The sequence below is a fragment of the Variovorax sp. OK212 genome (assembly GCF_900112425.1).
Lineage (GTDB): Bacteria > Pseudomonadota > Gammaproteobacteria > Burkholderiales > Burkholderiaceae_C > Variovorax.
The window spans coordinates 208,073-228,957 of record NZ_FOLP01000006.1; the positions used below are offsets into that span (position 1 = coordinate 208,073).

The window sequence follows — 20,885 nt, forward strand, 5'->3', positions numbered from 1 at the left end:
CGCTCAGCGGTTGGCCGGAGCCACCGACGTTGCAGCGCCGCCGGCGTTCGGGTTGGCCGAGAGGTTGCGCTGCAGGATGTTGGAGAACTCCTCGATGTAGGTCTCCAGGGCAATGGCGATCTTGTCGATCTCGCGGGCGAAGCGGTTGTAGCCGACCACCGCCGGAATGGCGGCGAACAGGCCGATGGCCGTGGCCACCAGCGCCTCGGCGATGCCGGGGGCCACGGTGGCCAGCGTCACCTGAGTGAGGGCGGCCAGGCCGGTGAAGGCATGCATGATCCCCCAGACCGTGCCGAACAGGCCGACGTACGGGGAGACCGAGCCCACGGTGGCCAGGAACGAGAGGTTCTGCTCGGCCGCGTCCAGCTCGCGCTGGAAGCTCGCGCGCATGGCGCGGCGGGCGCCGTCGAGCAGCGTGGGCGCGTCGGTGACGTGGCGCTCGCGCAGCTTCTGATATTCGCGCATGCCCGAGGCGAAGATGCGCTCCATGGGGCCGGCGAACTTGGCGTTCTGCGCGGCCGAGGCGAACAGTTCGTTCAGGCTGGTGCCCGACCAGAACTCGCGCTCGAAGTCGTCGTTCAGCGCGCGCATGCGCCGCAGCGCGAAGTACTTGCGAATGATGGCTGCCCAGCTGGCGATCGAGACGATCACGAGCAGCAGCACGACCAGTTGCACCACGAAGCTCGCGTGGAGCAGGAGATTGATGATGGAAAGATCTTGGTTCATGGCTTGATAGGTTGAGTCATGGAGCCGCTGTAGCGCTCGAGGGTTCCCGTGACTTGTTTCGGTATGCGTGCGGGACGCAACGTGGCGGCGTCCACCCAGCCGATGCGGATCGTGCCTTCGCACAGCAAGACAGGTGCCGAGGCCCCTGTACGCTCTTGCTCTGTTTTTGATAGCACTCGTTGACCGATTATCAACGACGCAGTGCCCATTTGTTGAAGATCGGCGGTAACCAGCAGTTCGTCGTCGAGCCGCGAGGGCCGATGGTATTTGAGCTTCGTTTCGCTCACCACGAACTGGCCGCCCGTTTCCTCGCGCAGCTTGCGCTGCTCGACGCCCAGGGAGCGCAGCCATTCGGTGCGGCCGCGCTCCATGAACTTCAGGTAGTTGGCGTAGAACACGATGCCGCCGGCGTCGGTGTCTTCCCAGTAGACGCGGATCGGGAACGCGTAGCTCATTGCGCCCTGGTGCCCGCCATCGCGGCCATCGCACGCAGGCGTTCGATGGCTTCCTGCAGGTGCGCCATCGAACTGGCGGTGGAGAAGCGCACGAACTTCGCGGTCTCGGCCGTGCCGAAATCGCGGCCCGGCGTGACGGCCACGTGGGCGCGCTTCATGGTCTCGAAGGCGAAGTCCCAGCTGCCCGAGATGCCGAGCTTCTCGGCGAACGAGGTGCAGTCGGCCCAGGCATAGAAGGCGCCGTCGGGCATCACCGGCACCCTGAGGCCGAGCGCGTCGAGCTGCGGAATGAACCAGTCGCGGCGCGCCTTGAACTCGGCGCGGCGGCGTTCGTACTCGGCGATGCTCTCTTCCTCGAAGCAGGCCAGCGCCGCGTACTGCGACACGGTGCTCGCGCAGATGAAGAGGTTCTGCGCGAGGCGCTCGACCACCGGCACCAGCGCCTCGGGCACCACCAGCCAGCCCAGGCGCCAGCCGGTCATGTTGAAGTACTTGCTGAAGCTGTTGATGCTGATGACGTTGTCGTCGATGGCCAGCGCCGTCTGCGCGAAGGCATCGTCGTACGACAGGCCCAGGTAGATCTCGTCGATCAGCGTGATGCCGCCGCGCTTGGACACCACCTCGTGGATGCGGCGCAGCTCGTCTGGCGCGATCGAGGTGCCGGTCGGGTTCGAGGGCGAGGCCAGCAGCACGCCGCGCGTCTTGTCGCTCCAGGCGGCCTCGACCTTGTCGGCCGTGAGCTGGAAGCGTTCCTCGGCCGTGGTCGGCACCAGCACCGCCTTGCCGTCCGCCGCGCTCACGAAGTGGCGGTTGCACGGATAGCTCGGGTCGGGCATGAGGATTTCGTCGCCCGACTCGATCAGCGCGAGGCAGGCCAGCTGCAGCGCGGCCGAGGCGCCGGCCGTGACGACGATGCGGCGGGCCGGCACGTCGACGTTGAAGCGCTGGCGGTACCAGCCGCTGATGCGTTCGCGCAGGTGGTCAAGCCCGGTGGCCTGCGTGTACTGCGTGGCGCCGGCGCGCACGGCGCGGGCGGCGGCTTCCTGCACCAGCGGCGGGGCGGTGAAGTCGGGCTCGCCGATGTTCAGGAAGATCATCGGCCGGTCGGTGTGGGCCACCTCGCGCGCCAGGGCGCCCGCGGCCTTCGCCACCTCCATCACATAGAAGGGCTCGATGCGCTGTGCGCGCGTCGAGATCCTCATGCCTTGGCCTTGCCGGAAGCGCGATCGGCCTCCACCTCGAGCGGGCGCAATTGCGGCGCCAAACCGTTGAGCACCGCGTTCACGTACTTGTGGCCGTCGGTGCCGCCGAATTCCTTGGCCAGCTCGATGCACTCGTTGAGCACCACGCGCCACGGCACGTCCAGGCAGTTCTGGAACTCGTACACGCCGATCCACATCACCGCGTGCTCGATGGGCGAGATCTCTTCGAACTTGCGGTCGAGCAGCGGGCGGATCAGCGCGTCGAGCTGCTCCGCGCCTTCGATCGCGCCGTGCAGCAGCGCGTCGTAGTGCAGCGCGTCCGCCTTGTGGAAGCCGGCGAGGTCGCGCGTGAAGTGGTCGATGTCGGTTGGGTCGTTGCGGCCCACCAGGTGCTGGTAGAGCGCCTGCAGCGCGAACTCGCGCGCGCGGCTGCGGTTCGACTTGGCCGAAGCCTTGCGCGCACCGGTGCTGGTGAGCCCGACGCGCGACTGGCGCGGCTTGCCGGCTGCGGACTTGGTGGGCTTGGAGGTGTCTTCGGTCATGAAAGGGTGGCCAGCAGTTGCGCCATCTCGACAGCCACGCGGGCCGCGTCGCGGCCCTTGTCGGTCTGACGGGCAACGGCTTGCTCGAGGTTTTCGGTGGTGATGATCGCGTTGGCGATGGGCAGCTTGTAGTCCAGCGCGATGCGGCTCACGCTCGCGCCCGATTCGTTGGCCACCAGTTCGAAGTGGTAGGTCTCGCCGCGGATGATGCAGCCCAGCGCCACCAGCGCGTGGTAGCCGCCGCGCTCGGCGAGCGCCTGCAGCGCCACCGGCACTTCGAGCGCGCCGGGCACCTTCAGGTGATGGATGTCGTTGGCGGCCACGCCCAGGGCTTCGAGCTCTGCGAGGCAGGCGTTGGCGAGCGCGTCGGTGATGTCGGCGTTGAAGCGCGCCTGCACGATGCCGATGCGCAGGCCTTTCCCGTGGATCGGCGTCGTTTCGCCCTTGTTTGCACCTTGCATGGTCGTTCAGTCTTTCGTGAGGTAGCCGGCGATCTCGAGGCCGTAGCCCGCTGCCATGCTCGGCATGCGACGCGGCGTGCCCAGCAGGTTCATCTTGTGCACGCCGCATTCGCGCAGGATTTGCGCGCCGATGCCGTAGCTGCGCAGGTCCATGCGGCCGCGCTCGGGGGCTTGCGCGGGGCGCGCGGTGCCGTCGAACTGCGCGAGCAGCTCGCCGGCGGTTTCGCCGCAGTTCAGCAGCACGGCCACGCCCTTGCCCTCGTTCGCGATGTGCGAGAGGCTGGCGTCCAGGCTCCACGAGTGCAGCGAGCGGTTGATCTCGAGCGCGTCGAGCACCGACAGCGGCTCGTGCACGCGCACCGACACCGTGTCTTCGGGCGCCCAGGTGCCGCGCACCAGCGCAAGGTGCACGCCGCGGCTGGGCTTGTCGAGGAAGGCGTGGGCGGTGAAGGTGCCCCAGTTGGTCTGGATCTCGCGGCAGCCGACCTTCTCGACCAGCGATTCGACGCGGCTGCGGTGCTCGATGAGCGCGGCGATGGTGCCGATCTTCAGGTCGTGCTCGGCCGCGAAGATCTGCAGGTCGGGCAGGCGGGCCATGGTGCCGTCTTCGTTCATCACCTCGCAGATCACCGAGGCGGGCGAGCAGCCGGCCATGGCCGCCAGGTCGCAACCGGCTTCGGTGTGGCCGGCGCGCATGAGCACGCCGCCGTCCACCGCCTGCAGCGGGAAGATGTGGCCGGGCTGCACCAGGTCGGCGGCCACGGCGTCGGGCGCCACGGCGGCCTGCACCGTGCGTGCGCGGTCGGCGGCCGAGATGCCGGTGGTCACGCCTTCGGCGGCTTCGATCGACACGGTGAACGCGGTCGAGTGCTTGGCGCCGTTGCGCTGGACCATCGGCGGCAGCTGCAGCCGTTCGCACATCTCGCGCGACAGCGTCAGGCAGATCAGGCCACGGGCATGGCGCGCCATGAAGTTGATGGCTTCGGGCGTGATGTGGTCGGCGGCGATGACGATGTCGCCTTCGTTCTCACGGTCTTCCTCGTCGACCAGGATCACCATGCGGCCGGCGGCGAGCTCGGCCACGATCTCCTCGACCGGGGAGATCGGGGCGGGGGCGCGCGCGGCGCGGGAGGCGCCGATCGGCGTGACGGAGGCGTTCATTCGGCTGTGTCCTTGGAATACGTGGAAGAGGGGGGCACCAGCACGCCCGCCTGAAGCATGCGCTCCACGTAGCGCGCCACGGTATCGATTTCGAGATTGACCTGCGCGCCGGCCTTCAGGGTGCCGAGCGAGGTGTTTTCGACGGTGTGCGGGATCAGGTTGATGCTGATCTCGGCGCCGTCGGCAATGTCTTTCACCGTGTTGACGGTGAGGCTCACGCCGTTGATGGTGATCGAGCCCTTGTAGGCCAGGAAGCGGGCCAGCGCCTGGGGCGCGACCACGCGCAGTTCCCAGCTTTCGCCGACCGGCTCGAAGAAGCTCACGGCGCCGATGCCGTCCACGTGGCCCGACACGATGTGCCCGCCCAGGCGGTCGCTCGCGCGCAGGGCCTTCTCGAGGTTGATGCGGCCGCCTTCGTCGGTCAGGCCGGCCGTCTTGTCGAGGGACTCGGCGGAAATGTCGATGGTGAACTGCTGTCGCTCGGGGACGAGGGTGGTGACGGTCATGCAGGCGCCGTTGAGCGCGATGCTGTCGCCAAGCCCGACGTCGTCGAGGTAACCCGAAGGCGCCTCGATGCTGAGTCTTTTGCCGTAGGAGGATGAGGTGCCGAGGTCGTGGATGGCGGCGATGCGCCCCACGCCGGTGATGATTCCGGTGAACATCCGCGCATTTTCGCAGACATCGCGAGCCCTCCGGCTTTTCATGGGCGCTTTGCGCCATGTAATTCGCCGCCCCGAGGGGAAGGCGCGGCGCGCCATGGACCGGCCCGGCGACGGCCGCCGTCGTTCGGGCCCTAGAAGGCGTCCTTTCCGGCGACCCGGGCCAGCACCCGCAGGTCGGGGCCCAGCATGTCCACGGACTTGAATTCCAGGGGCAGCGCGCCCGCCAGCGAGGTCAGCGGGCCGCCCGCGTGGAGGTGGCTGGCAATGTCGAGCCCCTTGCCGATCAGTTTGGGCGCCAGGTACACCAGCAGCTCGTCGACGCAGTCTTCGCGCAGCATCGAGCCGTTGAGCTTGTGGCCCGATTCGACGTGCAGCTCGTTGACCCCGCGCGCCGCCAGGTCCCGCAGCAGGGCGGGCAGGTCGACCTTGCCGTCGGCGTTGGGCAGGCAGGTGACGGTGGCGCCACGCGCTTCGAGCGCCGCGGCTTTTTCCTCGTCGCGGCTGGCCGCGTAGATCCAGACCGGGCGGCCTGCTATGAATATGTGAGCATCGGGCGGCGTCTGCAGCCGGCTGTCGACCACCACCAGGTGCGGCTGGCGTGGCGTCTCGACCAGGCGCACGTCCAGGCGCGGGTTGTCTTCGATCACCGTGCCCACGCCCGTGAGCACCGCGCTGGCCCGCGCCCGCCAGGCGTGGCCGTCGGTGCGGGCGGCTTCGGCGGTGATCCACTGGCTCACGCCGTTCTCGAGGCCGGTCTTGCCGTCGAGCGAGGCCGCCACCTTCATGCGCACCCAGGGCTGCTTGCGGACCATGCGGCTGAAGAAGCCGATGTTGAGTTCGCGCGATTCGGCCGCGCCGGGGCCCACCTCGACCTGCACGCCGGCCGCGCGCAGCCGGTCGAAGCCCTGTCCGGCGACCAGCGGGTTCGGGTCGGCCAGCGAGGCGACGACGCGGCGCACGCCGGCCGCGATCAGCGCGTCGCAGCAGGGGCCGGTGCGCCCATGGTGAGAGCAGGGTTCGAGCGTGACGTACGCCGTCGCGCCCTCGACCGAATTTCCTTGCGCCGCCGCGTCGCGCAGCGCCATCACCTCGGCATGCGGCCCGCCGGCCTTCTGCGTGTGGCCCTGGCCCAGCACGTGGCCTTCGGCATCGCACAGCACGCAGCCCACGCGCGGGTTCGGATCGGTCAGCAGCAGCGCCGACGTGGCCAGCCGCAGCGCGGTGGCGATGTGCAGGGCGTCTTGTTCTTGAGAGGGCATGTCGGGTTCGGCGGAAGAAGTTGGCAGCGGTGTCGCTGGATCATACGAGCGGCATTCGGGCGCGGATGAACGGTGCGCGTGCCTCCACCGGGGCCGGCTTACGCTCGGCTTTCGATGGCGCGAACAAAGAGGCAACCCGAGTTGCACACGCGCAGGGAGGACATCGGCCTATGGCTTCAATGAAGCATTTCAGCGCGGGCTTTTCGCTCGTGGAGGTACTCGTTTCCGTCGTGGTGCTGAGCGTGGGCTTGCTCGGCGCCGTGAGCCTGCTGCTGGCCTCGGCCCGCACGAGCAACGAGGCCGCCACGTTCACGGCGGCAGTCAACCTCGTTCGCGACCTGTCGGAAAAGGCGCGCATGAACAAGGGCATCGCGGCGCGCAACGACCCGGCGAATGCCTACCTGGTCGAGCGATGGACCGAAGGCGCGTCGCCGGGTAGCGCAGGCCCGTCGTGCGGCGCCTCGAACGCAGCCTGCGACGCGGCGCAGCTCGCGGCGTGGGACATGCGCGAATGGAAGCAGCGCATCGCCGCGGCCTTGCCCGATGCGCGCGTCAGCGTGTGTTTCGACGAAACGCCCTGGAGCGAGGCGGAGGGCGCCTACACCTGGGCCTGCAGCCAGACCGGCCACAGCGTGGTCGTGAAGCTCGGATGGATGCCGCGCGGCAACGAGGGTGCCGGCAAGCCGAACCCGCCGCCGCGCCTGGTGATGCAACTGGTGCCAGGACATTCCCATGACGGCCGGCCCGGTTCCTGAGCGGGCAGGGTGGCCGCGCCAGCGTGGCATGACGCTGGTCGAACTGCTCATCGCGATGGCGCTCGCGCTGCTCGTGGTGCTCTTCGCCACCGCCGGGTTTGTCGGCAGCAAGCAGCTCTTCACGGCCGACGCCGAGGCGCAGGCCGTGGAAGACACGCTGCGGTTCGCCGGCTTCGTCGTCAAGGGCATCGTGCGGCAGGCCGGCTATGCCGATTACACGCCGGACCACACCGGCGCCGATGGGGAGGTCGCGTTGCCGGGTGCTGGCGCGCCGTCCGGCGACCCCTCCGAACTGCACATCGTCGGGGCGCGCAACACGCGTGTCGGCGCGACGGACGAGAGCCACGGCACGAACAACAGCCGCGGCGTGAACGGCAGCGACTCGCTGCTCGTGCGCTTCTTCGGCCGCAGCCGCGCCGGCGGCGATGCCACCGAGCCCGACGGCACCATGGTCGACTGCATGGGCTTCCCGCAGGCCGGCCCCATGCCCGGCACGCAGGCGTCGGCCGACCGCGCATGGAGCTTCTTCTACATCGCCAAGGCCGCAGACGGCGAGCCGGAGCTGTATTGCAAGTACCGCAGCGAGAAAGACGGCAGCTTCAAGGCCGAGCCGCTGGCGCGCGGCATCGAGGTGTTCAACGTCGTGTTCGGCCACGACGGCGATGGCGACGGCGTGCCCGAGCGCTGGCTCGACGCGGCGCAACTGGAGGCCGGCGCACCGTCGGCCGACAAGGTCGCGGCCGAATGGCGCAAGGTGGTCGGGCTGCGCATCGGCATGGTGGCGCGCAGCGACCGGCCCGGCGCGTGGCCCCGCCTGTCGGACGAAGCCCTCTATCCGCTGGGCTCCACATTCCCCGGCGCCGGCTTCAAGCCGCCGGCCGATGGCCGGCTGCGGCGCGTGGCCACCTTCACCGTGATGTTGCGCAATGCCGTGGCGGGCCCTGTGCCATGAGCCGCTCCGTGCACCGCCCGCCGCGCGGGTTCTCGCTGATCGTCGTGCTGCTGATGCTGCTCGTCGTGACGGTGCTGGCGCTCGGCGCGGCGCAGACCTCGCTCGTGAGCGAGCGCAGCGCGCGCAACGACCGCGACACCGAGGTGGCGTTCCAGGCCGCCGAGGCGGCGTTGCTCGACGCCGAAAGCGACGTGCTCGGACCGAACGACAGCGCGCGGCAGCGCCTGTGCCTGTTCAGCAGCCGGGACATCTCGGCCTTTGCCGCAGGGTGCGCCGGCGGTGGCGATCGCCAGGGGCTTTGCGCGCCGGGCGAGCCGGGTGCCGAGCCGGCCTGGATGACCGCGGACTTCTCGGCCGATGCCGGCAAGTCGGTCGCCTACGGCGCCTTCACCGGGCAGGTCTACCTCAGCGGCGACGCGGCAACCGGTTCGCGCGCCGGCGCGCTTCCAGCCCGGGCGCCGCGCTACATCGTGGAAGCCCTGCGCAGCCATGGCAACTGGCAGCCTGACCTGTTGCAGAACGCGAGCGCCGACGGCGCGCACTACCTCTTTCGCGTGACCGCCATCGGCTACGGCATGCGCGAGGAAACGCAGGTGGTCCTGCAGACCACCTTGTCCAAACCGGCGCCCAGTCCGGGTTGCCTTTCATGAGGAGCGAAGCGATGCGCTGCAATCGAACCCGGTGCCTGGCGATCGTGGCGATCGCGATGACTTTGGCCGTCTGCCAGGTCGTCATCGCCCATGCGGCGACGCCACCCGATGCAGTGCTGCCGGACGAGCCGCTGGCCTCGGTCGCATCTCGCGTCGATCCCAATGTGGTTTTCAACCTGGCGCTCGACGAGTCGCATGCCGGCGCGGCGCATCGCGCCGAGTTCGACGCCGCGGTGAGCCATGCCGGACTCTGGGACCCGATGGGCTGCTACAGCTACGCGAGCGCAGACGGGTATTTCAAGCGCGAGTCCGCCGCTAAGAAGAGCGCCGGCGGCGAAATCGTCTGCAGCCGCCAGTGGAGCGGCAACCTGCTGAACTGGGTTGCAAGCTCGGGCATCGACGGCGTGCGCATGGCGTTGACCGGCGGCGATCGCGTGATCGACGAGCCCGATCGAACCGTGCTGCGGCGCGCGGAGCTGCCGGCGCACTTCTATCGAAGCGTTCACTTTCCCGACAAGGTCCTGAAGGGCCGGCTCGACCTGTTCACGCCCTTGCCGGTGAGCGATGTTCTTCACTTCAACAACTGCGGCGAAAAGATCTTCGTCGGCCCCTCGGCCAAAGGCTCGTGCGCCGAGCCGGGCACCGACGCGACGCATGGCACCTACCTGGCGCGCGTGGCCGTCTGCGCGCCGGGCGAGGCCGCGGCGCGCGGGTCGCTGTGCTTCAAGTACCCGAGCGGCCATCGCAAGCCGGTCGGCGCGGTGCAGCTGAATGCGGAGCGGCTGCGCTTCTCCGTCTTCGGCCGTCTTCCGGGCGATGCGCTGCTCGCGCCGATGAAGCATGCCGGTCCCCTGAAGACCGACGCGGCCTTCGACAAGGTCGGCAACGCGCAGGCCGAGTGGGACCCGCAGACCGGCGTCTTCAAGACCGGGGCGTCCGGGCAGAAAGGCGTCATCGACGCCATACACCGCATCGGCCGGGGCGGTGTCTACGGCGCGCCCGATGCCGTCGGCGAGCTGTACGAGGCGTCGCTGCGCTACCTGCAAGGCGTCAGGCCTGGGCGGGGTGTCTTGGACTCGGCGGACCTGGCGCTGGCGGACCCGGTGGCGGTCGGGTGCCAGAAGAACCATGTCGTCACGGTCGGGGACGTGCAAGCGCGCACCGACCGAATCGGCGACGACAGCGGGACCCGTGCCGTGGACGCGTTCGAGAAAGAGTCGTCGTCGCGCCCGGCGCGCGTGTCGGGCATGGCGGGGCTCGCCTACGGAGCCAACACCGGCAAGATCCGCAGCGACCACCCCGACGTGCGCGTGCGGACCTTCGCCATCGACATGGGGCCGCGCGGCATCGGGCGCCACCTCGCGGCGAAATACGGTGGCTTCGTCGACATCAACGGCGACGGCAATCCCTTCAAGACCTCCTGCGGCATCGGGCGGCCGGACGTGAAAAGCAATGCCGAGTGGGCGGAAGGCATCGACGCCGACGGCCAACCGCAGCCAAGGACGTACGTTCTCGCCGGTGAGCCCCGGCAGATGGCGGCGGCGGTGCGAAGGGTGCTGCGGCAGGTGGTCGCACCTGCGGACGACGAAGCGGTCAACGGCGCGGTCTCGTCGGTCGGCATCGCGAAGGCGGGCGCCAGCCAGTATGTGTCCCGGTCGACCGGGCAGCGTGGCGCGGGCTCGTTGCTGTCGCATGCGTTGAGCTATGACGAGGCCACCGGCAGCGTGCGCCGTGCCGATCGGCCCGACTGGGACGCTGGCACCTTGCTGACCGGCAGCGCCATGGCCGAGCCGGCCGTGGCCGCGCGCGATCCGTCGAAGCGCAGGATCTTCACGCTGTCTTCCGCCGGTGCAGGCATTCCATTCGAGTGGAGCGCGCTCGACGACGTTCTCAGGGGGCATCTGGGCGCAACCCCGCACGCGGAATCCGCCGCATCGGACGCGCTGGGCGCCGATCGGCTGGCCTACCTGCGAGGCGACCGGCGCAAGGAGGAATCCGTCGCCGGCGGCGTGTTCCGTGTGCGCGATTCGGTCATGGGGCGCGTGGCCCATTCGATGCCGTTCGTCACCGAGGAGCGGCAGGGCCGTGCGCCCACGGTGTACGTCGGCGCCAACGACGGCATGCTCCACGCGTTCTCGGCACGCACCGGTGAAGAGCTCTTCGCCTATGTGCCGCGTGCTTTGTTCTCGAAGCTGGCGGGCTACACCTCGCCGGACCATGCATACGGCAGCCTTGCCGACGGATCCGCAACGGTTGTTGACGTTCAGCCGGCGGGCGGCGCGCAGCGCAGCGTCTTGGTCTCAGGCACGGGGGGCGGTGCCACCGGTGTCTTCGCGCTCGACGTGACCGACCCCGCGGCCTTTTCCAAGGAGCAGGTGATGTGGGAGTTCACCGGCGCGGACGACGCCGACATGGGCCACCAGACACAGGCGCCACGCATCCTGAAATTCCGCACGGTCGCCGCGACGCGCTCGGAGGCGGCCAGGTACCGGTGGTTTGCCGTGGTGCCCTCGGGCTTCAACAACGCCAATCCGGAGAAGCGGGCCGCATTGTTTCTGCTCTCGCTCGACAAGCCTTCGAATGCGCCGTGGCAGCGCGATGTGAACTACCACAAGATCGTGCTGCCGCTTCCGGCGGACAACACCGTCGTCAATGCACTCGGCGTGCCGGGCGACTATGCGGGCGCTGGCGGTGCCACCCGCTTCCTGTACGCGGGCGACACGCAAGGCAACCTCTGGAAGTTCGATTTCACCGCCGGCGCGCCCTGGCGGGAAAGCAACGCCTTGCCGTTCAAGGCAAAGCCCCTGATGGTCGCCTCGAGCGAACGCGACCGGCGCCAGCCGATCACCGTGCGGCCGGAGGTCGGCATCGGACCCCACGGCGGCGCGGTCGTGCTGTTCGGCACCGGCAAGTTCATGAGCCCCGAAGATCTTGGGCGCGCGAACCATGGCGTCCAGACGGTCTACGGCGTGTATGACAGCGGTGCGCCGATTCCGGCGCATGCCGCGCGCGCGCAACTCCAGTCGCGGCGGGCCGCCGCCGTCGATGGGTCTTCGCTGCTCGCGATCACCGGCGATGCATTCGGGCTTGGTGCTTTCGACGGCAAGACGTCCGGCCGCCGCGGCTGGTACCTCGACCTGCCGGCGTCGCGCGACAAGGGCGAGCGCGTCATCGCCGACCCGGCACTGCATGGGGGGCTCCTGTTCTTCAACACGCTCATTCCGCCCGCGAGCGCATGCGGCGAGGGAGGCGGGCGGAGCTGCGCGCTGAACGCCATGACCGGGCTGTCGAAAGGCGGCACCTGCGTGCCGTCGGAGGCGGGCATGCCGGGCGCGCCGCAGGTGGTGCAACTGGGCGACAGCGGCTACAGCGCGACCGATTCGCTCGGCCGCCGGCTGGAAACGCGTCGGTTGGCCGTCATCAATCGGGGAGGCGGGGGAGGTGGGGGAGGCAAGGGCGCGCTGTCGACCGCGCAGCCTGCCGGGGGCGGAAAAGTCACGCAGCGCGCGGGGCGCATGAACTGGCGGCAGGTCGTGGACTACCGGGGAGCGAAACCATGAGAACCGGCAGCAGGCGAGCGTGCGGCTTCACCTTGATCGAAGTGATGATGGTCGTGTCGATCGTCGCCATCCTGGCGGCCATTTCCTATCCGTCGTACCTGGAAATGGTGCGCAAGGGCTGGCGCAGCGAAGCCCGCACTGCGCTGATGCAGCAGATGCAGCACCAGGAGCGGCACTACACGCAGGTCGGCCGCTATCGGCGCTACGCCGGGGATTCGGGGGAGGGCGGGGCCGAAGGAAAGTACGCGATCGCCAGCGGCAACTGCGAAGGGCGCAGCAACATCGACAGCTGCATCCGGCTCACGGCGAGCCCGAAGCCGGGCTTTGCCGATCCACAGGGCGGTGCGCTCTGGATCGACAGCACGGGCGGGCGGGGCTGCGATGGCGCCCAGCGCGTGAGGTGCTGGCAATGAAGACGCGAGAAGGTGCGCGCGTCGAAGGCTTCACACTGCTGGAGCTGATGGTGGTCGTGGCCATCGTGGCGGTGCTGGCCACCGTCGGCACGCCGGCCTTCAGGGACCTGCTGATCAACCAGCGGCTCTCTGCCGCCGCGCAGGCCTTCAACGCTGCCTTGAGTCTCGCGCGCATGGAGGCCATCCGGCGCTCGCAAAGCGTCAGCGTCACTGCGCTCGTGGGCCGCAGCTGGCTCGGTGGGTGGGCCGTGGTCGCCGCGCAGGCTGAATCGGAGAGCTCCGAGAAATCGGACAAATCGGACAAATCGGAGAACAGGGAAACATTGCGCCGTTTCGAGGCGCTGCCGGACGGCATCAGCGTCGACGCGTCGCTCGGCGACGGGTTCGCGCAAGGCGTGCGCTACGACAGCAACGGTTTCTCGCGCCGGGCCACGAGCGCCGGCTTCGGGGCGGGATGCCTCACGCTGAAGGCCGAAACGGGCCGCAGGGCATCGATCGTGATATCGGCATCGGGGCGGGCCAGGGTCTGCAACCCGGACCAGCGCGGCGACTGCGGCACGGGAGCGTGCGGCAGCGGCGGCAGGAAAAACCAGGACGGCTGAGCCGTCAGATGTCGCGCAGCAACTGCCTGAACTCGTCCACGTCCTCGAAGCTGCGGTACACCGAGGCAAAGCGCACGTAGGCGACCTTGTCGAGCTTCTTGAGTTCGCGCATCACGAGTTCGCCGACCTTGGTCGACTCTATTTCGCGCAGCCCGCTGGCCAGCAGCTTCTGCTCGATGCGCAGCAGGGCGTTGTCGATCTGCTCGATGCTCACCGGGCGCTTGCGCAGCGCCAGCATCATCGAGGCGCGCACCTTCGTCGAGTCGAAGTCGGCGCGGCTGCCGTCCTTCTTCACGACCACGGGAAAGTTGACGTCGGGCCGCTCGTAGGTGGTGAAGCGCTTGTCGCAGGCACCGCACTGGCGGCGCCTGCGAACGAAGTCGGCGTCTTCCGAAACGCGGGTCTCCACGACCTGCGTTTCAAGATGACCGCAAAAAGGGCACTTCATGCGGCCAGCTTTTCCGGGCGATCAGCGGTAGACAGGGAAGCGGCTCGTCAGGGCGTGGACCTTGGCGCGCACCGCGTCGATGTTCGCCGCGTCGCGCGGGTTCTCGAGCACGTCGGCGATCAGGTTCGCGGTGATGCGGGCCTCTTCGTCCTTGAAGCCGCGCGTGGTCATGGCAGGGGTGCCGATGCGCACGCCGCTGGTGACCATCGGCTTTTCGGGGTCGTTGGGGATCGCGTTCTTGTTGATCGTCATGTGGGCGCTGCCCAGCACGGCTTCGGCTTCCTTGCCGGTGATGCCCTTCGAACGCAGGTCGACCAGCATCACGTGGCTTTCGGTGCGTCCGCTCACGATGCGCAGGCCGCGCTGGGTGAGCGTGTCGGCCACGATCTGGGCGTTCTTGACCACCTGTTGCTGGTAGGTCTTGAACTCGGGTGCCATGGCTTCCTTGAACGCGACGGCCTTGGCGGCGATCACGTGCATCAGCGGGCCGCCTTGCAGGCCGGGGAAGATGGCGCTGTTGATCGCCTTCTCGTGCTGCGACTTCATCAGGATGATGCCGCCGCGCGGGCCGCGCAGGCTCTTGTGGGTGGTCGAGGTGACCACGTCGGCGAAGGGCACGGGGTTGGGGTACACGCCTGCGGCCACGAGGCCGGCGTAGTGGGCGATGTCGACCATGAAGATCGCGCCGACGTCCTTGGCCACCTTGGCGAAGCGCTCGAAGTCGATGCGCAGCGAGTAGGCCGAGGCGCCCGCGATGATCAGCTTGGGCATGTGTTCATGCGCCTTGCGTTCCATGGCGTCGTAGTCGATGGCTTCGTTGGCGTCCAGGCCGTAGCTCACGACGTTGAACCACTTGCCGCTCATGTTCAGCGGCATGCCGTGGGTCAGGTGGCCGCCTTCGGCCAGGCTCATGCCCATGATGGTGTCGCCGGGCTTGAGGAACGCCAGCATCACGGCTTCGTTCGCCGAGGCGCCGCAATGCGGCTGCACGTTGGCGGCGTCGGCACCGAAGATCTGCTTGATGCGGTCGATGGCCAGTTGCTCGGCCACGTCGACGTGCTCGCAGCCGCCGTAGTAGCGCTTGCCCGGGTAGCCTTCGGCGTACTTGTTGGTGAGCTGCGAGCCCTGGGCGGCCATAACGGCCGGCGAGGCGTAGTTCTCGCTGGCGATCAGCTCGATGTGGTGTTCCTGGCGTGCGTTTTCGGCTTGAATCGCAGCCCAGATTTCGGGATCGGTCTGTTCGACCAGGTTGTTGCGTTGGTACATGGCAGTCCTTTGAAGACGAGGTCCTTGTTCTTCAACCAAACAAGGGCTGCCCAGGCGAACGGCTGAACGCCTGTTGTGGTCAGGCGGCACGCTTCCCAGTGGTATTCCACGTCAGCGCGGGGCACCGTTAGCGGGTGCTGCGCCTATCGCCAGTCGCGTACATGCGGAGTGTAGCTCACACCCGCCAGGAGCGTCCTCGCCCCGGGCGTTCAGGAGACGGAAGAAAGCAGGGCGACCTTGGCCGGCTCGCTGCCTTCTTCAGGCTTGGCCGGGGCCACCACGGGCAGCGGCTGGGCGCGCACGCCCGGCGGCGTGACCGTCGTGGACGGTGCGCGGCCGTTGGCCACTTGCTGCAGGCGCTCGTGCTCGGCCATCACCTTGCCAGCGTAGCCGCCGTCGTCCTCGAGGTTGGCCGCGCCGACGTAGTAGCGAAGGCCGCCTTCGAGCGAGCCGGCGCGGGCGATGCATTCCTGCAGCACCTTGACGCCCACGCGCATGTTGGTCACCGGGTCGAAGGCGGTGAGCGTGCCGCCCGCGCTTTCGTATTTGTCGCCGTGCACGCGGGTCATGACCTGCATCAGGCCCTGCGCGCCGACATGGCTCTGGGCGAACGGATTGAAACTGGATTCCACGGCCATGATGGCGAGGATCAGCGTCGGATCGATCTTCGTGCGCTTGCCGATGCCATAGGCCTCGGCCACCAGCACGCTCAGCGGCTCGGCGGCCACGCGGTACTTCTTGCTCAGCCAGTACGCCACGGCGGCCTGCTGCTTGGGCAGGTCGGCGGGGCTCGCGGCCGTGGTGCGCTCGATGGCGGTCGGCTCCAGATCGGTGGCTTCAGGCGCAGGCTTGCGCGACTGCAGCCAGCCCATCAGTTGCTCCTCGCCGGTCTTGCGCAGGTCCGGGCGGGCCACGAGGGCGAGTGCCGCGAACACGATGGCCAGGCCGACCAGTGCAAACCCGTTGTGGGTGATTTCAAAAAAGCCGTCTGCCACGTCGGACACGAAGGTCCTTAGCCCTCGGGCTGTGGCATCGAACGCCTTGTTCATCGCTCTTCCTTTCTGTGCGGCACCCGGCTCGCAGCGCCATGAAGGCGATGGGATGAAGGCAGCGGCGCTTGGATTGGTACGAATCAGGCTCCGCGCATGGAGTGAAGGGGGTTGGGAGCGCGGTGACCTGATCAAGCCGGTTGGGATTCGGCAGCGGATTCAGGGAGGCTCTGCCGCGTCGGGCGGTCAGAGCAGGGCGGATTCTAGCGTGGGTTAATACTCGGTCAAGCATAATGAATTGATTCTTTATGCTAATGAATGCTTAAAAACGTGACGGTTTCGAGGCGTTTCTGCTTACGGGAAATCCCTTTGTAAAACGCGTTTGCAATCCGAGGGTGCGCCGCCTAATCTGAACGGGCCTGAGGTTTCAGGCGTTTTTCCGAGGTCCGGCAGTCCGAGGTGCAAGTCAAGGGCTCAGCGTCCGAGGATCCACGGTGGCAATCTCTTGCTGCCAGCACGGTGGGAACCATCGACTTCCTGTCGCGCGAATCGATGGCATGGGTCTTATGCCCGCCATCAAGCCCGGCAACCCGACAGTCCGTCGTGTTGCCGGGCTTTCTTGCTTCTGGGCCCGATGAGATTTCCGGGGCCTTGGGAGCGGGTGGGATTGCGCACCTCTTTGCGGCACACTCCCGCGATGGACTTCGCTTCGATCAAACAAAACAAATGGGTGCGGCGTGGGATCGTCGCGTTGCTGGTTCTGCTGGCGTTCTGGGTCATCGCCTGGCTGGCGGTGCCCCCGATCGCCAAGAGCCAGCTCCAGAAGATCGCCAGTGAAAAACTGGGCCGGCAAGTCACCGTCGGCAAGATCGATTTCAAGCCCTGGACGCTCGAGCTCACGCTGAACGACCTGCGCATCGCCACCGCCGACGGCAGCAAGCCGCAGGTGGCCATCGGCCGGATCTACGCCGACGCCGAACTGCAGTCGATCTTTCGCCTCGCTCCGGTGATCGACGCGGTCACGATCGACGCGCCGGCCATCCTGCTCACGCACCTGGCGGACGGCAAATACGACATCGACGACATCCTGGCCAAGCTCTCGGCCGGCCCGCCGCCCGACCCGAACGCCAAGCCCGCGCGCTTTGCCATCTACAACATCGCGATCAACGGTGGCTCGGTCGAGTTCGACGACCAGACCGTCAAGCGCAAGCACGAGTTGCGCGACTTCGTGCTGAAGGTGCCGTTCCTGAGCAACCTCGACTCCAAGCGCGACATCAACACCGAGCCCAAGCTCGCGTTCGTGCTCAACGGCAGCCAGTTCGACTCGGCCGCCTTCACCACGCCTTTCGCCGAAAGCCGCAAGACCGACGCGCACGTGCAGTTCAAGGGGCTCGACCTGGTGCCGTACCTCGGCTACATCCCGGGCAGCGTGCCGGTGCGCGTGCAGGCCGGCAGCCTGGACGCCGACCTGAAGATCGGCTTCGAGCACGGCGCCACCGACGGCCTGAAGATCACGGGCACGGTCGAGGCGCACGGCACCAAGGTGGCCGACGCGCGCGGCCGCGACCTGCTGGCCTTCGAGTCGCTCAAGGTCGCGGTGGCCGATGTGCGCCCGCTTGAATCGGTGTTCCATTTGAGCGAAGTGGCGCTGGTCAATCCGCAACTGGCGGTGGCGCGCGATGCCGCCGGCCAGCTCAACCTGCTGGCGACCGATCCGGCCACGGGCGCGACCGAAAAGGCGGCGCCGCTGCCGGCGGCCGCCGCCAGCGCGCCGGCCGGCAAGCCGGCCGAAAAACCGGTGCTGAAGGTGCAGGTCGACAAGGTCGCGCTGAGCGGCGGGCGCATCGGCTGGCGTGACGAAACCGTCAGCCCGGCCGCGGCGGTCGCCCTGACCGAACTCGGCATCGACGTCACGGCCGTCACCTGGCCGATGGACAAGCCGGCCCAGTTCAGCGGCAGCACGGCCCTGGCCGGCGCGTCGCTCAAGTTCAAGGGCAGCGCCACCGACAAGGTGGCCGACGTGCAGACCGAGGTCGACGGCCTGCCGCTGTCGCTGGCCGCGCCGTACCTGGCGCAGAGCCTGGAGCCCACGCTGGACGGCAAGCTCAGCGGCCAGATCGACATCGCCTGGGCGCAGCCCGAGCTGAAGTTCAAGGCGCGCCGCCTGGCCGCCGACGGGCTCGCGCTGACCCAGGCCAAGACGGCGCTTGCCAGCGTCGGGCGCTTCGAGCTGGTCGATGCCAAGGTCGACATGACCCGGCACACGCTGAACATCGCCTCGTTCACCGCGACCAACCCCAAGGTGCGCGTGGAGCGCGACAACGAGAAGCGCTGGATGTTCGAGCGCTGGCTCAAGACGCCGGCCGGCGGCGGCACCAAGGAGGCCGATGCCAAGGTCGCCGCGCCCAAGCCCGCCGCCGCCGAAACGCCGCAGCCCGGCGCCAACACCAAGCCGTGGGCGCTGACCATCGGCACGCTGGCCGTCGACAACGGGGCACTCTCGTATGCGGACAAGGCCGGTGCCACGCCGGTGACCGTCGAAGTCACCGCCTTCAAGCTGCACGCCCAGAAGCTCGCGCCCGAGACCAACACCACGTCGCCGCTCGAAGTGTCCGGGCGCATCGGCTCCGGGCGTTCCGACCCGGGCCGCTTCGACTACAAGGGCAACATCGTGCTCAAGCCGCTAGCGGCCGAGGGCCGGCTCGAAGTGGCGTCGTTCCCGGCGCACGCCTTCAAGGCGTACTACGCCGATGCGCTCAACGTCGACATCCGCCGCGCCTTCGCGAGCTACCGCGGCACGGTGCGCTACGCGACCTCGCCGGCGGGCATGAGCATCAAGCTGGCCGGCGACACCGCGCTCGACGACTTCCGCGCCAACAGCGTCTCGCTGACCCAGTCGCCCGGCTTCGACCGCAACACCAACCAGCTGCTGAGCTGGAAGACGCTGAGCCTGCGCGGCCTGCAGGTCAGCATGGCGCCGAATGCGCCGCCGAACGTGGACGTGCGCGAAACCACGCTGACCGACTTCTTCGCCCGCGTGATCGTCGACCCCACGGGCCGCCTCAACCTGCTGAGCCTCACCAAGAAGGGCGAGGCGGAAGCCAACGCCGCCGCGGCGGCAACGGCAGCCGCCGGCGAAGCCAGCACCCGCAAGGGCCCGGGCGGCACCACCACCACGACCCGCGGCGCGCCCGCCCGCACGACGGGCGGCGCGCCCGTGTCGGCCGAGGCCATGGTCGGCGGCACGCCCGAGCCGGCCAGGCCAGCGGCCGCGCCCGCAGCCACGGCGCAGGCGAGCGCGGACACCGGGCCCGCGCCGGTCATCAACTTCGGCCCGATGAGCCTGGTCAACGGCAAGATCGACTTCACCGACCTGTTCGTCAAGCCGAACTACTCGGCCGACCTCAGCGAGCTGACCGGCAAGCTGAGTTCCTTCTCGTCGAACCCGCCGAAGGGCGAGGGCGGCCGGCCGGCGCTGGCCGACCTCGAGCTGCGCGGCAAGGCGCAGCAGACCGCCGCGCTGGAAATCACCGGCAAGCTCAACCCGCTGGCCAAGCCGCTCGAGCTCGACATCACCGCCAAGATGCGCGACCTCGACCTGGCGCCGCTGTCGCCGTACGCGGTGCGCTATGCCGGCCACGGCATCGAGCGCGGCAAGATGAGCATGGACGTCAACTACAAGGTGGCGCCCGACGGGCAGCTCACGGCCACCAACAAGCTGGTGCTCAACCAGCTGCAATTCGGCGAAGAGGTGGCCGGTGCGCCCGCCAGCCTGCCGGTGAAGCTGGCCGTGGCGCTGCTGGCCGACCGCAACGGCGTGATCGACGTCGACCTGCCGCTCAGCGGCTCGCTCAACGACCCGCAGTTCAGCGTCGGCCCGCTGATCTGGAAGGCCGTGGTCAACCTGATCGTGAAGGCCGTGACCGCGCCGTTCAGCCTGCTGACCGGCGGGCTCGGCGGCGGCAGCGGCGAGTCGAGCGCCATCACCTTCGAGCCGGGCGGCTCCGAGCTGAGCGCCAGCGCCAAGGAAAGCCTGGACAAGGTCGCCAAGGCGCTCACGGACCGGCCCACGCTGCAGATGACGGTGATCGGCACCTCCAACCTCGAGAAGGAGCGCGACGCCTACCAGCGCCAGCGCGTGCGCCAGCTGACCTATGCCGAAAAGCGCCGCGTGGCGGTGCGTGGCGGCCAGACCGGCACCGATGTGCCCCCGGTCACCGACGCCGAATACCCCGACCTGCTGACCGCCGTCTACAAGCGCGCCGACATCACCAAGCCGCGCAACATGGTCGGCCTGGCGAAAGACCTGCCGCTCAAGGACATGGAGAACCTGCTGTTCGCCAGCGTGCCGGTCGACGAGGAATCGATGCGCCAGCTGGCGGTCGAGCGCGGCGCCGCGGTGCGCGACTACCTGCTCGCCAAGAAACTGCCGAGCGAGCGCCTGTTCCTGGGCGCGGTTCGCACCAATGCCAGCGGCGCCGACTGGAAGCCGGGCGCGGAGCTGAGCCTCACGATGAAATAAGGCCGGCCTTTCGCGGCGCAGCCGACCCCCGCAGCCCGGCAATCCCCGTATGGAACTTTCGGGGGGCTTGGTTTTTTTCTTCAGCTTGCTATATATGTAGTTCATCCATTTCCCCAGCTTGCGTTTCCCGCATCCGCCGCCCGCATCCGCCACCGTTTAGGGCCGGATTTCAGCGGTCGGCCGCAAGTGGGTGAAAATGTCGATGTGCGCCGGCCTTTGCCGGCGCCTTCGCTTTCTCTACCAAGACAACGATTTCGCGC

The 20,885-nt window shown here is 68.4% G+C and carries 18 protein-coding genes and 1 riboswitch; of the genes, 7 read left to right on the top strand and 11 right to left on the bottom strand.

Annotation, left to right across the window (positions count from 1 at the left end; all coding sequences use genetic code 11):
- Positions 1–3: 3 nt before the first annotated feature.
- From tolQ to ribD, 8 genes are all read right to left on the bottom strand, one after another.
- Positions 4–726, bottom strand: coding sequence for a protein TolQ (gene tolQ, locus BM004_RS19870; protein WP_093129740.1), 723 nt, complete (start codon positions 724–726; stop codon positions 4–6).
- On the bottom strand, positions 723–1,181 hold the full coding sequence (gene ybgC, locus BM004_RS19875; RefSeq protein ID WP_093129741.1) for a tol-pal system-associated acyl-CoA thioesterase: 459 nt from the start codon (positions 1,179–1,181) through the stop codon (positions 723–725). The genes tolQ and ybgC overlap by 4 nt, the downstream gene beginning before the upstream one ends.
- The gene (locus BM004_RS19880; protein WP_093216041.1) at positions 1,178–2,383 is read right to left on the bottom strand and encodes a pyridoxal phosphate-dependent aminotransferase; all 1,206 of its coding nucleotides are present in this window, start codon (positions 2,381–2,383) and stop codon (positions 1,178–1,180) included. The genes ybgC and BM004_RS19880 overlap by 4 nt, the downstream gene beginning before the upstream one ends.
- Positions 2,380–2,925: a transcription antitermination factor NusB gene (gene nusB / locus BM004_RS19885; protein WP_093129743.1), complete on the bottom strand. Its 546-nt coding sequence runs from the start codon at positions 2,923–2,925 to the stop codon at positions 2,380–2,382. The genes BM004_RS19880 and nusB overlap by 4 nt, the downstream gene beginning before the upstream one ends.
- Positions 2,922–3,386, bottom strand: coding sequence for a 6,7-dimethyl-8-ribityllumazine synthase (gene ribH / locus BM004_RS19890; protein WP_093129744.1), 465 nt, complete (start codon positions 3,384–3,386; stop codon positions 2,922–2,924). Before ribH ends, nusB begins: the two co-directional genes overlap by 4 nt.
- Positions 3,387–3,392: 6 nt before the next feature.
- Entirely contained in the window at positions 3,393–4,547 is a 1,155-nt protein-coding gene (gene ribBA, locus BM004_RS19895; RefSeq protein WP_093129745.1) for a bifunctional 3,4-dihydroxy-2-butanone-4-phosphate synthase/GTP cyclohydrolase II, read from the bottom strand.
- Entirely contained in the window at positions 4,544–5,209 is a 666-nt protein-coding gene (locus BM004_RS19900) for a riboflavin synthase (protein WP_093216043.1), read from the bottom strand. The genes ribBA and BM004_RS19900 overlap by 4 nt, the downstream gene beginning before the upstream one ends.
- A gap of 131 nt (positions 5,210–5,340) precedes the next feature.
- Positions 5,341–6,468 carry a bifunctional diaminohydroxyphosphoribosylaminopyrimidine deaminase/5-amino-6-(5-phosphoribosylamino)uracil reductase RibD gene (ribD, locus tag BM004_RS19905; RefSeq protein ID WP_093216046.1) on the bottom strand — a complete coding sequence of 376 codons (1,128 nt, stop codon included), beginning with the start codon at positions 6,466–6,468 and terminating at the stop codon, positions 5,341–5,343.
- Positions 6,469–6,638: 170 nt separating this feature from the next.
- Between ribD and pilV the strand changes: the two genes are divergently transcribed.
- The 6 genes from pilV to BM004_RS19935 are packed head-to-tail and all read left to right on the top strand — an operon-like array spanning position 6,639 to position 13,400.
- Positions 6,639–7,223 carry a type IV pilus modification protein PilV gene (gene pilV / locus BM004_RS19910; protein WP_177206545.1) on the top strand — a complete coding sequence of 195 codons (585 nt, stop codon included), beginning with the start codon at positions 6,639–6,641 and terminating at the stop codon, positions 7,221–7,223.
- Positions 7,201–8,175 (top strand): PilW family protein, encoded by a 975-nt coding sequence (locus tag BM004_RS19915; RefSeq protein WP_093216353.1) that lies wholly within the window; start codon positions 7,201–7,203, stop codon positions 8,173–8,175. Before pilV ends, BM004_RS19915 begins: the two co-directional genes overlap by 23 nt.
- Positions 8,172–8,825, top strand: a complete 654-nt coding sequence (locus tag BM004_RS19920; protein WP_093129749.1) for a pilus assembly PilX family protein — start codon at positions 8,172–8,174, stop codon at positions 8,823–8,825. Before BM004_RS19915 ends, BM004_RS19920 begins: the two co-directional genes overlap by 4 nt.
- Positions 8,826–8,836: 11 nt before the next feature.
- On the top strand, positions 8,837–12,385 hold the full coding sequence (locus BM004_RS19925) for a pilus assembly protein (RefSeq protein ID WP_177206546.1): 3,549 nt from the start codon (positions 8,837–8,839) through the stop codon (positions 12,383–12,385).
- Complete coding sequence (locus tag BM004_RS41470; RefSeq protein ID WP_093216356.1) at positions 12,382–12,798, top strand: type IV pilin protein; 417 nt, start codon at positions 12,382–12,384, stop codon at positions 12,796–12,798. Before BM004_RS19925 ends, BM004_RS41470 begins: the two co-directional genes overlap by 4 nt.
- Positions 12,795–13,400, top strand: coding sequence for a GspH/FimT family pseudopilin (locus BM004_RS19935; RefSeq protein WP_093216357.1), 606 nt, complete (start codon positions 12,795–12,797; stop codon positions 13,398–13,400). The genes BM004_RS41470 and BM004_RS19935 overlap by 4 nt, the downstream gene beginning before the upstream one ends.
- 4 nt (positions 13,401–13,404) lie before the next feature.
- Here the strand turns inward: BM004_RS19935 and nrdR are convergent, their stop codons facing one another.
- From nrdR to BM004_RS19950, 3 genes are all read right to left on the bottom strand, one after another.
- Positions 13,405–13,848: a transcriptional regulator NrdR gene (gene nrdR, locus BM004_RS19940; protein ID WP_057594475.1), complete on the bottom strand. Its 444-nt coding sequence runs from the start codon at positions 13,846–13,848 to the stop codon at positions 13,405–13,407.
- 21 nt (positions 13,849–13,869) lie between these two features.
- The gene (gene glyA / locus BM004_RS19945) at positions 13,870–15,114 is read right to left on the bottom strand and encodes a serine hydroxymethyltransferase (RefSeq protein ID WP_093129751.1); all 1,245 of its coding nucleotides are present in this window, start codon (positions 15,112–15,114) and stop codon (positions 13,870–13,872) included.
- A 41-nt stretch (positions 15,115–15,155) separates the two neighbouring features.
- Positions 15,156–15,281: riboswitch (ZMP/ZTP riboswitch) on the bottom strand.
- A gap of 42 nt (positions 15,282–15,323) precedes the next feature.
- Positions 15,324–16,163, bottom strand: a complete 840-nt coding sequence (locus tag BM004_RS19950) for a lytic transglycosylase domain-containing protein (RefSeq protein WP_093129752.1) — start codon at positions 16,161–16,163, stop codon at positions 15,324–15,326.
- Positions 16,164–16,800: 637 nt separating this feature from the next.
- On the opposite strand from BM004_RS19950, the gene BM004_RS19955 reads away from it, so the two are divergent.
- Positions 16,801–20,625 (top strand): DUF748 domain-containing protein, encoded by a 3,825-nt coding sequence (locus BM004_RS19955; protein WP_093216053.1) that lies wholly within the window; start codon positions 16,801–16,803, stop codon positions 20,623–20,625.
- Positions 20,626–20,885: the final 260 nt, after the last annotated feature.

Bases quoted from the DNA above. Each gene is read 5' to 3' on its own strand.
- BM004_RS19935 (WP_093216357.1), top strand. From the start codon at position 12,795: ATGAAGACGCGAGAAGGTGCGCGCGTCGAAGGCTTCACACTGCTGGAG.
- BM004_RS19925 (WP_177206546.1), top strand. From the start codon at position 8,837: ATGCGCTGCAATCGAACCCGGTGCCTGGCGATCGTGGCGATCGCGATG.
- BM004_RS41470 (WP_093216356.1), top strand. From the start codon at position 12,382: ATGAGAACCGGCAGCAGGCGAGCGTGCGGCTTCACCTTGATCGAAGTG.
- BM004_RS19920 (WP_093129749.1), top strand. From the start codon at position 8,172: ATGAGCCGCTCCGTGCACCGCCCGCCGCGCGGGTTCTCGCTGATCGTC.
- BM004_RS19950 (WP_093129752.1), bottom strand. From the start codon at position 16,163: ATGAACAAGGCGTTCGATGCCACAGCCCGAGGGCTAAGGACCTTCGTG.
- glyA (WP_093129751.1), bottom strand. From the start codon at position 15,114: ATGTACCAACGCAACAACCTGGTCGAACAGACCGATCCCGAAATCTGG.
- tolQ (WP_093129740.1), bottom strand. From the start codon at position 726: ATGAACCAAGATCTTTCCATCATCAATCTCCTGCTCCACGCGAGCTTC.
- BM004_RS19900 (WP_093216043.1), bottom strand. From the start codon at position 5,209: ATGTTCACCGGAATCATCACCGGCGTGGGGCGCATCGCCGCCATCCAC.
- nusB (WP_093129743.1), bottom strand. From the start codon at position 2,925: ATGACCGAAGACACCTCCAAGCCCACCAAGTCCGCAGCCGGCAAGCCG.
- BM004_RS19955 (WP_093216053.1), top strand. From the start codon at position 16,801: ATGGACTTCGCTTCGATCAAACAAAACAAATGGGTGCGGCGTGGGATC.
- ybgC (WP_093129741.1), bottom strand. From the start codon at position 1,181: ATGAGCTACGCGTTCCCGATCCGCGTCTACTGGGAAGACACCGACGCC.
- BM004_RS19915 (WP_093216353.1), top strand. From the start codon at position 7,201: ATGACGGCCGGCCCGGTTCCTGAGCGGGCAGGGTGGCCGCGCCAGCGT.
- BM004_RS19880 (WP_093216041.1), bottom strand. From the start codon at position 2,383: ATGAGGATCTCGACGCGCGCACAGCGCATCGAGCCCTTCTATGTGATG.
- ribD (WP_093216046.1), bottom strand. From the start codon at position 6,468: ATGCCCTCTCAAGAACAAGACGCCCTGCACATCGCCACCGCGCTGCGG.
- ribH (WP_093129744.1), bottom strand. From the start codon at position 3,386: ATGCAAGGTGCAAACAAGGGCGAAACGACGCCGATCCACGGGAAAGGC.
- pilV (WP_177206545.1), top strand. From the start codon at position 6,639: ATGGCTTCAATGAAGCATTTCAGCGCGGGCTTTTCGCTCGTGGAGGTA.
- nrdR (WP_057594475.1), bottom strand. From the start codon at position 13,848: ATGAAGTGCCCTTTTTGCGGTCATCTTGAAACGCAGGTCGTGGAGACC.
- ribBA (WP_093129745.1), bottom strand. From the start codon at position 4,547: ATGAACGCCTCCGTCACGCCGATCGGCGCCTCCCGCGCCGCGCGCGCC.